The 14163-nt window shown below is 70.2% G+C and carries 8 protein-coding genes; 4 read left to right on the plus strand and 4 right to left on the minus strand.

The features are described 5' to 3' along the window. Positions 1-9 precede the first annotated feature (9 nt). The gene (locus ACH4F2_RS11630; RefSeq protein ID WP_398132517.1) at positions 10-810 is read left to right on the plus strand and encodes a 3-hydroxybutyrate dehydrogenase; all 801 of its coding nucleotides are present in this window, start codon (positions 10-12) and stop codon (positions 808-810) included. Positions 811-909: 99 nt separating this feature from the next. Next, positions 910-2910 (plus strand): helix-turn-helix domain-containing protein, encoded by a 2001-nt coding sequence (locus tag ACH4F2_RS11635; protein ID WP_398132518.1) that lies wholly within the window; start codon positions 910-912, stop codon positions 2908-2910. Positions 2911-2955: 45 nt separating this feature from the next. Here the strand turns inward: ACH4F2_RS11635 and ACH4F2_RS11640 are convergent, their stop codons facing one another. Together ACH4F2_RS11640 and ACH4F2_RS11645 are read right to left on the minus strand one after the other, a co-directional pair. Continuing rightward, the gene (locus ACH4F2_RS11640; RefSeq protein WP_398132519.1) at positions 2956-4377 is read right to left on the minus strand and encodes an MFS transporter; all 1422 of its coding nucleotides are present in this window, start codon (positions 4375-4377) and stop codon (positions 2956-2958) included. A 1108-nt stretch (positions 4378-5485) separates the two neighbouring features. After that, on the minus strand, positions 5486-7210 hold the full coding sequence (locus ACH4F2_RS11645) for a VanW family protein (RefSeq protein WP_398132520.1): 1725 nt from the start codon (positions 7208-7210) through the stop codon (positions 5486-5488). A 137-nt stretch (positions 7211-7347) separates the two neighbouring features. Here ACH4F2_RS11645 and ACH4F2_RS11650 point away from each other — a divergent pair, with 137 nt between their 5' ends. After that, positions 7348-7572 (plus strand): hypothetical protein, encoded by a 225-nt coding sequence (locus ACH4F2_RS11650; protein ID WP_398132521.1) that lies wholly within the window; start codon positions 7348-7350, stop codon positions 7570-7572. A 123-nt stretch (positions 7573-7695) separates the two neighbouring features. On the opposite strand, the gene ACH4F2_RS11655 is transcribed toward ACH4F2_RS11650, so the two are convergent. Next, positions 7696-9219 (minus strand): alanine/glycine:cation symporter family protein, encoded by a 1524-nt coding sequence (locus tag ACH4F2_RS11655; protein ID WP_398132522.1) that lies wholly within the window; start codon positions 9217-9219, stop codon positions 7696-7698. Positions 9220-9835: 616 nt separating this feature from the next. Further along, positions 9836-10222 carry a DUF1330 domain-containing protein gene (locus tag ACH4F2_RS11660; protein WP_398132523.1) on the minus strand — a complete coding sequence of 129 codons (387 nt, stop codon included), beginning with the start codon at positions 10220-10222 and terminating at the stop codon, positions 9836-9838. A gap of 859 nt (positions 10223-11081) precedes the next feature. Here ACH4F2_RS11660 and ACH4F2_RS11665 point away from each other — a divergent pair. Further along, on the plus strand, positions 11082-14129 hold the full coding sequence (locus tag ACH4F2_RS11665; protein ID WP_398132524.1) for an FAD-binding and (Fe-S)-binding domain-containing protein: 3048 nt from the start codon (positions 11082-11084) through the stop codon (positions 14127-14129). Positions 14130-14163 lie beyond the last annotated feature (34 nt).

Below are 14163 nucleotides of genomic sequence, written 5' to 3' on the forward strand. Positions count from 1 at the left end.
GGTCGGAACATGACCTCGCCCAGTGTCCTCCCGGCCCCCCACGCCCCCTCGCTCGACCTCGGCGGCCGTACCGCCCTCGTCACCGGCGCCGCCGGCGGCATCGGCCGTGCCTGTGCGCAGCGGCTGGCCGCCGCGGGAGCCGAGGTCAGGGCGGTCGACCGGGACGCCGCCGGGCTGGAGGCCCTCGCGGAGAGCTGCGGGGGCCTCGCGGGCAGCGTCGAACCCCACCTCCTGGACCTGACCGACCTGGACGCCGCCGAACTCGCGGCCGCCGGCACCGACGTCCTCGTCAACAACGCCGGGCTGCAACTGGTGCGGCCGATCGAGGACTTCCCGCCCGACGTCTTCCACACCGTGCTCACCGTGATGCTGGAAGCTCCCTTCCGCCTCATCCGCGGCGCCCTGCCCCACATGTACGGGCAGGGCTGGGGCCGCATCGTCAACATCTCCTCCGTCCACGGCCTGCGCGCCTCGGCCTACAAGGCGGCCTACGTCTCCGCCAAGCACGGACTGGAGGGCCTGTCCAAGACCGCCGCCCTCGAAGGCGCCGCCCACGGCGTCACCTCCAACTGCGTCAGCCCCTCCTACGTGCGCACCCCGCTCGTCGAGAAGCAGATCACCGACCAGGCCCGGGCGCACGGCATCCCCGAGGAGCAGGTGCTGACCGACGTACTGCTGCGGGACAGCGCCGTGCGGCGGCTCATCGAACCGGAGGAGGTCGCCGAGGCCGTGGCCTACCTGTGCGGTCCGCAGGCGTCCTTCGTCACCGGCACCTCACTCGTCCTGGACGGAGGCTGGACCGCGCACTGAGCAGGTCGGCGCCCCGCTCGCCGAGCCGGGCGGTGCCCCCGGTGGCCCGGTTTTCCACAGGGCTGCCGGGACGACCGTGCGATGGGGAATCCTGTGAGCATGTCCCGCGATCACGTGCAGTCCGCCGAGCGCTTCGCCCACGATGCCGCAGCATCGGCCGGGGATGCCGGAGTGTCACCCCGCGATGCCGGTGATGCCGTGGCGCCGGCACCCGCCGCCGTCGAGACGCCGTTCCTGGAGCTGCTCGCCCGGGGCGCGTCCGCGGACGCCTACGAGCAGCCGGTGCTGCTCGCCCGCGCCGAGTCAGGACCGGCCGAGCGGATCGCCGCGCTCGAACAGGCGAAGAACCTCGCCCTGCGCGTGCGCTCCGAACTGGAGGGCCGGCGCAGGCGCGAGGCCGAGCTGTCCGCCCTGTTCGAGACGGCCCACGACCTCGCCGGACTGCGCGACCTGGACGCCGTCCTGCGCGCGATCGTGCAGCGGGCCCGTTCACTGCTCGGCACCGACGTGGCCTACCTCAGCCTCAACGACCCGGCCCGCGGCGACACCTACATGCGCGTCACCGAGGGGTCGGTCGCGGCCCGCTTCCAGCAACTGCGGCTCGGCATGGGGGAGGGGCTCGGCGGCCTCGTCGCCCAGACCGCCCGCCCCTACGTCACCGACGACTACTTCAAGGACGCCCGCTTCCAGCACACCCGCACCATCGACGCGGGCGTGAACGACGAGGGCCTGGTCGCCATCCTCGGCGTACCCCTCATGCTCGGCCACCACGTCATCGGCGTGCTCTTCGCCGCGGACCGGCGCGCCCGCGTCTTCGAACGCGAACAGATCGCCCTGCTGGGCTCCTTCGCCGCTCTGGCGGCAGCCGCCATCGACACCGCGAACCTGCTCGCCGAGACCCGCTCGGCCCTCGCCGGCCTGGAACGGGCCAACGAGATCATCCGGGACCGCAGCGGCGTCATCGAGCGTGCCTCCGACGTCCACGACCGACTCGCCGAACTCGTCCTGCGCGGCGGCGGGGTCCACGACGTGGCCGCCGCCGTCTCCCAGGTCCTGGCCGGCACCGTCGAGTTCACCGAAGCCTCCTCGGCACCCGCACGTGCCCTGGAGGCGTCCCGCGCCGAGGGGCACGCGGTGCGACACGACGACGACTGGATCGCCGCCGTCGCCGCCGGCGACGAGCTGCTCGGCGCCCTCGTACTGCGCGGCCACCCCGGGCTCGACCCCGTCGACCAGCTCACCCTGGAACGCGCCGCGATGGTCACCTCCCTCCTCCTGCTCGCCCGGCGCTCAGCCGTCGAGGCCGAACAGCGCGTCCGCGGCGAGCTGCTGGACGACCTGCTCGACGCCCGCGACCGCGACCCGCGCCTGCTGGGCGACCGCGCCCGAATGCTGCGTGCCGACCTGGACGCCACCCACGTCGTACTCGCCGCCCGCCTCGACGCCACCGCACCCGACGCCGACCAGGAGGCGGAGGCGCGCCGACGCCTGTGGGCCGCCGCCTCCCACCTCGCCGCGACCCGGCACGGCCTGGCCGCCGCCCGGGACGGCGGCACCGTACTGCTGCTGCCCCTGACCGCCGGGGACGCTGCCGCGGACCTGGCCCGCCGTACCGCCCGGCACCTCGGCACGGCCGTCCACGAGGCCGTCACCGTCGGCGCCTCCGCCCCCGTGGAGGACCTGATCGCCCACCCGGGCACCGTGGCCGCGGCGTACACCGAGGCCCGGCGCTGCCTCGACGCGCTGCGCCTGCTGGGCCGCTCCGGGGACGGCGCCGCCGCCGAGGACTTCGGGTTCCTGGGCCTGCTGCTGGCCGGGGACCGGAACGTCGCCGGTTTCGTCGAACGCACCGTCGGCCAGGTCGTGTCCTACGACGAGCGGCGCGGCACCGAACTCGTGCGCACCCTCGACGCGTACTTCGCCTGCGGCATGAGTCCCGCCCGTACCAAGGACACCCTGCACGTCCACGTGAACACGGTCGCCCAGCGCCTGGACCGCGTCGGCCGCCTCCTCGGCGACGACTGGCAGAGCCCCGACCGCGCACTGGAGATACAACTGGCCCTCAGACTCCACCGGCTGTCGCTCCCGGCACAGCACTGACCCCCGCACGCACGGGCGTACGGGGGCCGGTGGCAGGGCGGATCATCAGGGGATGCGCGCGCCCGGCGCCCGGGAGGCACCCCCCTGCGCCTCCTCCCTGCCCATGTCCCCGTCCTCGACCCCGTTTCCGTTCCCGTTCCCGGAGGAGGGCATGACCTCGGTGAGGTCCCGGTGGCGGGTCTCCTTCGCCACACCCACGGCGATCAGCGTCAGCACGGCCGCGGCGATGACGTAGAGGGAGATCGGGACGGAGCTGTCGTACTCGGACAGCAGCGCGGTGGCGATCAGCGGGGCGGGGGCACCGGCCACGACGGAGGCGAACTGGGCGCCGATCGAGGCACCCGAGTAGCGCATCCGCGTCGCGAACATCTCGGAGAAGAAGGCCGCCTGGGGCGCGTACATCGCCCCGTGCAGCACCAGGCCCACGGTCACCGCGAGGAGCAGACTGCCGAAGTGCCCGGAGTCGATCAGCATGAAGAAGGGGAACATCCACAGCCCGACACCGGCCGCGCCCAGCAGATACACGGGACGGCGGCCGATCCGGTCCGACAGCGCGCCCCAGGCCGGGATCACCGCGAAGTGCACGGCCGAGGCGATCAGCACCGTGTTGAGCGCGGTCTGCTTGGAGACGTCGGCCGCGGTGGTGGCGTAGACGAGGATGAAGGCGGTGATGACGTAGTAGCTGATGTTCTCCGCCATCCGCGCGCCCATGGCGATCAGCACGTCGCGCCAGTGGTGCCGCAGCACGGAGACCAGCGGAAGCGCCCCGTCGTCCGCCTTGCGCGTCTCGGCCTGCGCCAACGCCTGCTTGAAGACCGGCGATTCGTCGACGGACAGCCGAATCCACAGACCGACCATGACCAGCACCCCGGAGAGCAGGAACGGTATTCGCCAGCCCCAGCTGTTGAACGCGGAGTCCGACAGCGTGGCCGTCAGCAACGACAGCACACCGGTCGCCAGCAACTGTCCCGCCGGCGCACCGGTCTGCGGCCACGACGCCCAGAACCCGCGCCGCCGCGCGTCTCCGTGCTCCGACACCAGCAGCACGGCTCCGCCCCACTCACCGCCGAGCGCGAAGCCCTGGACGAGCCGCAACACGGTCAGCAGCACGGGAGCGGCCGTGCCGATGGTCGCGTGCGTGGGCAGCAGTCCGATCGCGAAGGTCGCCCCGCCCATCATCAACAGGCTCAGTACCAGCAGCTTCTTGCGCCCGAGCCGGTCACCGTAGTGCCCGAAGACCAGCGCCCCCAGCGGACGTGCGGCGAACCCGACGGCGTATGTCAGGAACGACAGCAGAGTGCCGACCAGCGGGTCCGAGTCGGGGAAGAACAGCTCGTTGAAGACGAGGGCGGCGGCGGAGCCGTACAGGAAGAAGTCGTACCACTCGATGGTGGTGCCGATGAGGGACGCGGCGACGATGCGCTTGAGGTTGTTCGGGGCCGGTGGAGCGGTTGCGGGCGACGACATCGGCACCACTTCCTGGGCTGTGACGGGGACGTTTGCGTGTCGCCACACCGTAGGAATCCGCAGGTCAGGAGCACATGTGGCGGGACAACATAGTTCGAGGGTCGGCTATGCGCGCGGCCACCATGCCGGCTGATGGAAGGGCGAGTCAGGGTCCACGGTGGTGGTCGAAACGAGTGCCGTCCAGGACGCGTAGGCCGTACGCTGCATGAGCTCGTAACACGCTCTTGTGGACGCCGGTCGAGCCGTTGTGCCGCCCTGGCCCAATAGGGCGCTGGAGCACGCCCTTTGCGCTGGATGAAGTGGCCGTTCTCGTCGGCCGACCACCACAGGGGCCGGCAGAGCTGCTCGCGCGTGCAGCGATCAGGGCCCGCCATCCCGGGCTTTCGGGAACTTTGGTGCACCAACCGGCGATCTGCCGGCCGAGCGTGTGCGTCGGCAACTTCCATGAGTCGTCCGCTTCGTGCGCTCAGGTGGGATCAAGGGAGGACGGCTCCCATGCTTCGATCTCTTCGAGGTGAGCGTGGAGATGGCTTGCCTCCCCGGTGTTCCAGACAGGAGGTGCCGAGTCCCGGTAACCTCAACTGGACTCGAAAAGTCGTGTAGTTGCTGATTGAGACCGAGCGCCGCGCATGCTCGGGACGAGAGCCGCCCCCATCGCACGAGGGGACCGGGGCGGACCTTCCGGTCTTGCGTGTCGATCCCCTCTCTCGAAAGGCGCTACATGGAACTAGCGGGTTGGGTGACTGTCGCTGTGGCCTCGGTAGCGGGAGGTGTCGCCGTTCTTGGGCACCTCTTCGACCAAGTGCCGGCGCTGTCACAGAAGGTGATCACGGCCATTCGCTCTCTTCGCGCAGTGCGCGATGAAGTGAAGCGAAGCGGCAACAAGTGATCATTGGCCGCGCCGGGCGCATTCCCCTCACGTCCCGACGCGGCCGCATTCTCTGGCTCGACCCGAGATCATTCCTGTAGCCGGTGGTCACGAGGACAGTGGGCGTGAGCGAGGAATCTCTCGCGTGCGTGGTCTCTGGCATCCGTGGGTCGGTCGGGGGTGTACGGGCGAGCGAGGCCGGGATGATGTCTTGCCGGGCAAGCCGACGGGTCGCGTCCTTCAGGGCTGACGGGTGCCCGGCGTCTCTTCGCAGGTGATTTCGTTGCGCGGGGTGTAGTGGGTGCGGAACGGTTCCCGCTTCACTTCCCGTCCGTCGTTGTGGAAAACCCGCTCCACGGTGACGTCGAAGCCCTCGAGCGGGGTCTGCGGCACACACTGTTCGTCGGTGCTCACCTTCGTGTCCGGCTGCTGCACGTCGGTGCGCGGCCCCTTGACCGACGTGATCTCGTCGTACTTCTTCGTGCCGAGGAAGCTGACGGTCAGCGAGGTGTCGGTGGACTCGGCCTGGATGTAGATGGCCTTGCCGGAGTCGTTGGTGAACCTCAGATCGAGGCTGCCCCAGGCGACCGTCGCCTCGCGGCCCTCGGGGTAGCGCTCGATGTAGAAGGAGTGGGCGCCGTACTCGACGGGCTTGACGCCCGCGAAGAACATGGCGTTGAAGACCGTGGTGGCCACGGCGGAGACACCACCACCGGGAGCCTTCCTGTACTGGTCGTCGTAGATCATGATGCCGTCGACGAAGCCGTTGGCCTCGGTGCGCTCGCCGACGGTCCGGTTGAAGCTCCAGGTCTCGTTCGGCATGACGACGGAGCCGTTGATGAGCTCCACGGCCCGGCCGACGTTCGTCGTGCGGTAGGCGGCCGGCTCGAAATTGACGGTGAAGGAGGACATCTTCTCGGTGAGACCCAACCGGGCCGCGTTCTCGCGGGTGACCTCCGGCTGGATCTGCCGCGTGTCCACCGCGCCGGTGCGGGCGGTGCCCGACTCGGTGAGCAGGGGCAGGACGGTCTTGCCCAGGGCCTTGTCGGTGACCTCCACGGCGGGTGTGGCATCGGCGGTCACCACCGCCTTGTCACCCTGGAGTCCCAGCCGTGCGTTCCGGGGCGTGGTGGGGAGGCCGTTCAGGGCGCCGGCCACCGCGGGGGCGGCGCGCAGGCCCCTGCTGTCGAGCTCTGGAGTGAGCCTGCCGGCGTCGTCCGGCCGCATGGTCAGGTACTCGCCGAGCACGGCCGGGGAGAGCGTGAACCGCTTGCCGCCCGCGGTGAGCTTGACCGGTGCCGACATCGCAGGCTGCGCGAACTCGCGCACTGCCCGTCGCACCTCCTCCGCCGTGACCTTCGGCTTGGTCTCGCGTGCGGGCAGCACCGTGACCGAGTCCGCCGCGCCGCGCAGGAAGGGGGTGCGCAGTGAGCCGATCGCGGCGTCCACGTCCAGCGTGTATCCGGTGCGCGGCGCGGTCTGCTCGACACGGCCGTTGCCGAAGGAGACAGCGCCGTCGCGGACCTTCTGGTCGAGCGTCTTCGCCAGCTTCCCGAGGGCAGCATGGGCCTTGTCCTCATTGACCCGCAGGACCGGCTCGATGTCCCCGCCCGAGCGGAACAGCCCGCCGATCACACTGACCGGATCGGCGCCGGTGGACGTCGCCCGGTCCAGGGTTTCCCGGATGTCGAAGGCGAACCCCGCCTGTCGTGGATCGACCGTGCCCTTGCGGTCACCGACCTGTACGGCCAGCTTCCGCGGGCCGGCCTCCGTCAGGTGCTGCTCCAGCTTCCGGGTGGCTTCCTCACGGGTCAGGCCCCCGATGTCCATGCCGCGCACCGTCGTACCCGCCTCGATCTCACCGCCGGTGAGCAGCAGCCCGGCGAGGTACAGGCCGCCGATGCCGACGGTCAGCGCACTGCCCGCCAGGGCGACGGGCGGGAGAGAGGCTATCCGGGGGCGCATGGGTCTCCTGAACGATCGACGTGACGTGCACCTGATATCGCGGTACTGCGTGCGAGAGCAGTTGGTCAGGCTACGCACAACCGGGCCCCAAAGGGTACATCCAAGGTCACACCGGCTGTTTTGGATCATCAACCTGAGTGACGAGCCCGACGGCGTCCGGCATGCTCGGCGTCCGGCTCTTCCCGCGGACGGGCGGCCACTGCGGGGTCGCCCCTGCTCTGAGGGCTCGCACCACTCACAGCAGCACAGACGTGCCGATCGCCAGGATCTTCGACGTGGAGGACCTGACGGGAATTTTTGAGCCGGCGAGCACGCAGTCCCAGGTCCCCGGCCAGGAGGACGGACCTGTCCGCAGGCCGTGAACGCCTCGTTCGCCGGCCGCGACGCAGGTCCGGGAGACGGTCGGGTCACGGCGAACGGGCCCGTGCTCACCAAGGCGCGAGGTGAGTACGGGCCCGTTCGAGGAGCCGGTCCGCGTGAGGCGGTCAGACGGTGGTCTTCACCGACTCCTGGTCTTCGTCGTCGTCCCCGCTGTCCGCACCGGCGTTCCGGGTGCGGACGTACTCCAGGAACGTGTTGAGTTCGCGCTTGACGACGGGGGCGAGGAGGTAGAGGCCGATGATGTTGATGACGGCGAGGGAGAAGAGGACCGCGTCGGCCAGGTCGATCAGCGTCTGGAGGGTCAGCAAAGACCCCGCGATGGCGAAGACGGTGTAGAGGACCTTGTAGGTGATCTCGCTGGTCCGGCTGCGGCCGAAGAGGTACGTCCATGCCTTGAGGCCGTAGTAGCCCCAGGTGAGCACGGTGGAGATGGCGAACAGCATCACCGCGACGGTCAGGACGTACGGGAACCAGGGCAGCACCGTCTCGAAGGCGTCGGAGGTGATGGTGACGCCGCCGATGTCCTCGCCGAGACTGGCCGGGTTGGCGATGACGATGGTCAGCGCCGTCATGCTGCAGATGACGACGGTGTCGATGAAGGGCTCGAGCAGGGCGACCAGGCCCTCGCTCGCGGGGTGCTTGGTCTTGACCGCGGAGTGGGCGATCGGTGCGGAGCCGAGGCCGGCCTCGTTGGAGAAGGCGGCACGCTTGAAACCGATGATCAGCGCGCCGAGGACACCGCCGGCGACTCCCTCGGGGTTGAAGGCGCCCTCGATGATCGACGCGACGGCGTCCGGGACGGCGGTGACGTTGACCAGGATCACGACCAGGCAGGCGACGATGTAGATGCCGGCCATGGCCGGGACGAGCCTGCTGGTGACGTTGGCGATGGAGCGGATGCCGCCGAGGAGCACGATGCCGACCAGCGCGGCGACCAGGATGCCGAAGAACAGGGCACCGGCGGAGGAGCCGACGGCGCCGTCCTCGCCGCCGGCGACCGAGACCAGCTGCGCGTAGGACTGGTTGACCTGGAAGAGGTTGCCGCCGAACAGGCCGAAGAACAGGATCATGAAGGAGGCCAGGACCGCGAGGACCTTGCCGAGCGTCTTGCCGTTCTTGCCGAAGCGTTCGGCGAGTCCCTTGGGGAGGTAGTGCATCGGGCCACCGGACACGGTGCCGTCCGCGTGCACCTCGCGGTACTTCACGCCGAGGGTGACCTCGACGAACTTGGTGGCCATGCCGAGCAGGCCGCACAGGATCATCCAGAACGTGGCACCGGGGCCGCCGATGGAGACGGCGACGGCCACACCTGCGATGTTGCCGAGGCCGACCGTGCCGGAGACGGCGGCGGTCAGGGCCTGGAAGTGGTTGACCTCGCCGGGCGACCCCTTCTCGTCGTACTTCCCTCTCACGACATCGACGGCGAGCTTGAACTTGCGGACCTGGACGAGTCCGAACCAACTGGTGAAGACCAGGCCGGCGATGACGAGCCAGGCGACGATGAGGGGCAGGTCGGTCCCGCCGACGGGAACGGCGTAGAAGACGACCTCCCCGAGCCACTTGGCTATGGGTTCGAAGAATCCGCTGACTGCATCGTCGACGGACTGGGTGACGGAGTCGAGTGACACGGTGGCTACCTCGGTGACGCTGGTGTGGCGGGCGGGGGAGTCCGCCTGGGGGAGCGGTCTCTGGGCGAACGTCGTTGTCCGATGAGCGAACCAGGGCGCACGGTACGGTTTCGGACCGTGATCAGCCCGGGCTGTAGTGGGGGGTACAGGCCAACCCTCCACAGATCGATGGCCGGCCGATCACCTGCGGAGTTGCGCTGTTCTACCACGTCTTTGCTGAATCTTTAGTGACGTATCTCACGTCACGGTTCGTGACGGACGAAAATCCCAGCAGGTGAGACCGGACCGTTACCCGGCTGCCGGAAGCGTGCTGTGTGCACCTATGTGCGGGCAGGGGTGGGAGGGGTCGGCCGAGTCGGCCGGAGGGTCTCAGCGTTCCTCGGTGGGCCGGTCCAGGAGCCCGGCCCCGGGGATGGCGGTCTGCGGCGTGCAAGGGGGAGGCGTCCGTGGGATCGGCATGCGTAAGCTGGTGCATGCGCACCCGCCGTAGTCGAAGTGCGCGGTCAGGGTGTCCGGTACCCCGAATGCCTCCGGCTTCGAGGGCGAGGGTGATGGCGATGCCCGGCCCCTCGAGGCGGGGTGGTGTGGTGGTTCGAGCGGACCCGCTCGGCCTGCTTCAGGACGGTCGCGAGCCGGGCCGAGATGCCCAGGGCGCGGTCGGTTGGAGTACTGCCTCGGAGAGTGCGCGGGTCCGTAGCCCGGTGATCTGCTGGTATTCGGGATCGGTGACCATGCTGCTGAACGCCTCCCGGCTGGGGTAACGCACCAAAAGCACCGCGTCCCAAGTCTGGCCTTCCCCGGCCACGAGGGGCGTAGCGCCGTCGCCTGCGTACAGCAGTTCCCCTCCGTACCTGCTCAGGAGGACGGCTGCCCGGCGGGAGTATTCCTCGTAGGACGGCCGGCCGTCCGGCGTGAACCGCAGAAGGTTCAGCATGACGAACGGCCCATCCGGGCCATGCGTGGCGAAGGTGTCGAGAACCGCCTTGTCGGGGTCGACAGCCATGGGCTTCTCCTGTCGGTCGGCAGAGGGATGCGGGCCGCCCGCCCGCGCGGTCCGGTCGGCACGAGGTTAGGCGGTGACCGGCCCACTTGCATACCACCCGGTCGGTACGCCCTGGCTCTCGACGGCGACTCGTGCGCCTGTACGTCAGCAGGCCTCGCCGTCATCGTGGCGGGCGACGGCTCGGTCGCCCCGGGCTTGGGCGAAGCGGCCGGCACCGGAGCCGCCACCACGGCAGGCACGCAGGGGCCCAGGACGACGGACCAGGGCAGCCGGGGTGACCGGTCATGACCGCCGAGGCCGGCGAGAAGGCGCAGAAGACAGGCGACTTCTGCTGCGCGCACAGTTCGTAGAAGGTGCGGCGTCCGTCCGGAACGGCGACGACCGGGCGGCAGTCGCGCGGGCGCGCCAGGTGGTCCGACGGCCGGGGCCGTGAGACGCCGAGGGCGTCGGCGAGGAGCAGTGGCACGTTGCGGACGAAGTCGTCGACCGTGGTGCCGCGGTGGGACAGCGGCCGCAGCGGCGGGAGGGGACGCGGGCGGGCGAAGAGTGCGGGCCGGGCGTAAGTGCCGCCGAACGGGCCTCCCGGTTTGTGTGCGGGGAGCCCTGGATACACGGTCGGGGCAACGCGGTCGGTGAAGGAGAGGGGCGCCCTCGTGGGTCACGACGGAAACGTCGATGCCGTAGTGCGCATACCGCTGGCCGGCACACTGCCGGCGCCCGGCCCGGGCATGGCGGGACGCGGCCAGGACTGAGGTCGCGCGGCCCCCGTCATCCGGTGGACGGGCCGGCTGCCCCCGGCGTCAGCCGGTGGATACCGACGCATACCGACGCACCCCTCGTCACCCGTGGAGAGTTGTTCATGGACCTGGTCGATCTGCCTCTTCCCGTCGTCAGGCGTCCGCGGGAGCAACCCGATGCGAGCGCCCTGGAGCGGGACCTGCGGTCCCGCGTCGACGGGGAGGTGCGTTTCGACACGGGCACTCGCGCGACGTACTCGACCGACGCCTCCAACTACCGGCAGGTACCCATCGGCGTGGTCGTCCCCCGGACGGTCGAGGCGGCCCGGGAGGCGGTGGCGGTGTGCCGTGAGCACGGCGCGCCGCTGCTGTCGCGGGGTGGCGGCACCAGCCTCGCCGGCGAGTGCTGCAACACCGCCGTGGTCCTGGACTGGACCAAGTACTGCAACCGGCTGGTCTCCGTCGACGTGCGGAACCGTCGCTGCGTCGTCGAGCCGGGCATCGTGCTGGACGACCTGAACCGACAGCTGGCCGGCTACGGCCTGATGTACGGCCCCAAGCCGGCCACCCATCCCAACTGCACGATCGGCGGGATGATCGGCAACAACTCGTGCGGGTCGACAGCCCAGGCGTACGGCAAGGTCGTCGACAACCTGTACCGCCTCGAAGTCCTCACTTACGACGGCGTACGCATGTGGGTGGGCCGGACGGACGACGGCGAACTGCGACGGCTCACAGAGTCCGGCGGGCGCACCGCCGAGCTGTACCGCGGCTTGAAGGCCCTGCGCGACCAGTACGCCGGCCTCGTCCGTGAGCGCTACCCCGACATCCCGCGCCGGGTCTCCGGCTACAACCTGGACTCCCTCCTGCCCGAGCACGGATTCGATGTCGCCGGCCTGCTCACCGGCTCCGAGTCCACTCTCGTCACCGTCCTGCACGCGGAACTCGAACTCGTCCCCGTACCGAAGCACAGCGCGCTGGTCGTGCTCGGTTACGAGGACATCTGCCAGGCCGCCGACCACGTACCGGCAGTCCTCCGGCACGAGCCGGCGGCGCTGGAGGGCGTGGACCACCAATTGATCCACTTCCAGCAGGAGAAGCACCTCAACCCCGACGCGCTGAAGGAACTGCCCGACGGGCGCGCCTACTTGATGGTGCAGCTCAACGGCGACACCCGTGAGGAGGTGGAGAAGCGGGCCAGGGCGCTCATCGACGCCAAGCCCGACGACGTCGACCACACCTGGTACGACGACCCGCGCCACATCGGACAGTTGTGGAAGGTGCGCGAGTCCGGGCTCGGGGCGACCGCGCATGTTCCCGGCAAGCCGGACACGTGGGAGGGCTGGGAGGACTCGGCCGTGCCCGTGAGCAGCCTCGGCGACTACCTGCGCGACCTCAAGCGCCTGTACGAGGAGTTCGACTACGGACACCCGTCGGTGTACGGCCACTTCGGCCACGGCTGCGTCCATACCCGCATCCCCTTCGACCTGGAGTCCGAGGAAGGAATCGCCCGGATGCGGGCGTTCGTGGAACGCGCCGCCGACCTGGTCGTCTCCTACGGCGGATCGTTGTCCGGCGAGCACGGGGACGGCCAGTCCCGGGGCGAGCTGCTGGAGAAGATGTTCGGGCCGGAGCTGATCGAGGGCTTCGAGCGGCTGAAGGGCCTGTTCGACCCGGAGAATCGCATGAACCCGGGCAAGATCGTCGTTCCCTACCGCCTCGACCAGAACCTGCGGCTGGGAGCGGGGTATCTCCCCTGGGAACCGGATACCGTCTTCTCCTTCCCGCACGACGACGGCAAGTTCAGCAGGGCCGCCGCCCGCTGCGTCGGAGTGGGCAAGTGCCGTTCCTCGGAAGGCGGCGTGATGTGCCCCAGCTACCGGGCCACCCGCGAGGAGGAGCACTCCACCCGGGGCCGCGCCCGCCTGCTGTTCGAGATGGTCAACAACGACGGCGACTCCCCGGTGACGGACGGCTGGCGCTCTGACGAGGTGCACGACGCCCTCGATCTCTGCCTCGCCTGCAAGGGCTGCAAGACGGACTGCCCGGTCAACGTCGACATGGCCACCTACAAGGCCGAGTTCCTGCACCACCACTACAAGGGACGATTGCGGCCGCTCGCCCACTACTCGATGGGCTGGCTGCCCGCCGTCGCGCGAGCCGTCTCGCTCGCTCCCCGCACCGTCAACGCCATGGCGTCCGTGCCCTGGTTGGCGCGGGCGGGGAAGGCGCTGGGCGGGATGGCGCCGGAGCGGGACGTGCCGGTCTTCGCCGAGCAGCGCTTCACCGACTGGTGGCGTGAGCGGGGCGGGCCGCGCGGCGACGGGCAGCGGGGGGAGGTCGTGGTCTGGCCCGACACCTTCACCGACCACTTCCACCCTGCCGTCGGCCGCGCCGCCGTCGAGGTCCTGGAAGCGGCCGGCTTCCGGGTCAAGGTGCCCGATCGCGCGGTCTGCTGCGGGCTGACGTGGATTTCCACGGGGCAGTTGGGCGTTGCCCAACGGGTTCTGCGGCACACCCTCGATGTGCTCCGCGAGGATCTGCGCCGGGGCACCCCCGTCGTCGGTCTGGAACCGAGCTGCACCGCCGTCTTCCGCGCCGACGCCGTGGAACTGCTGCCGAAGGACCCGGACGTGGAGCGGTTGCGCGCCCGGACCAGGACGCTGGCCGAACTCCTCGTGGAGTGCGACTGGCGGCCGCCCCGGGTCGACGCCCGGGCGGTCGTCCAGCGCCACTGCCACCAGTACGCCGTCATGGGCTTCGACGCCGACCGCGAGATCCTCATGCGCGCCGGAGTCGACGCCGACGTCCTGGACGCCGGATGCTGCGGACTGGCCGGCAACTTCGGTTTCGAGAAGGGCCATTACGACGTGTCCATGGCCTGTGCCGAGGCCGGGTTGCTGCCCGCCGTACGACAGGCCGACGACTCCACCCTGGTGCTCGCCGACGGCTTCAGCTGCCGTACTCAGGTCGACCAAGCCGGCACTGGGCACGCCCCGCTGCACCTTGCGGAGATCCTCGCGGCCGGCCTGCATGGGAGGGAGCCCGTGGCCGACCGGCCCGTGCCCCCGGGGCGACGCGCACTGCTGCCGCTGGCCGGCGCGGGCGCAGCCCTGCTCGCGGCCGCCGTCGGAGTCCGGCGTGTCCGGGCGTCCCGTGTGACCTCATGAAGAGGGATGTGCGCCAGCGGGTGCCGGGTGCCGG

It is taken from the genome of Streptomyces sp. NPDC017890 (assembly GCF_044328675.1).
Lineage (GTDB): Bacteria > Actinomycetota > Actinomycetes > Streptomycetales > Streptomycetaceae > Streptomyces.

Bases quoted from the DNA above. Each gene is read 5' to 3' on its own strand.
- ACH4F2_RS11645 (WP_398132520.1), bottom strand. From the start codon at position 7,210: ATGCGCCCCCGGATAGCCTCTCTCCCGCCCGTCGCCCTGGCGGGCAGT.
- ACH4F2_RS11640 (WP_398132519.1), bottom strand. From the start codon at position 4,377: ATGTCGTCGCCCGCAACCGCTCCACCGGCCCCGAACAACCTCAAGCGC.
- ACH4F2_RS11630 (WP_398132517.1), top strand. From the start codon at position 10: ATGACCTCGCCCAGTGTCCTCCCGGCCCCCCACGCCCCCTCGCTCGAC.
- ACH4F2_RS11660 (WP_398132523.1), bottom strand. From the start codon at position 10,222: ATGGCTGTCGACCCCGACAAGGCGGTTCTCGACACCTTCGCCACGCAT.
- ACH4F2_RS11665 (WP_398132524.1), top strand. From the start codon at position 11,082: ATGGACCTGGTCGATCTGCCTCTTCCCGTCGTCAGGCGTCCGCGGGAG.
- ACH4F2_RS11635 (WP_398132518.1), top strand. From the start codon at position 910: ATGTCCCGCGATCACGTGCAGTCCGCCGAGCGCTTCGCCCACGATGCC.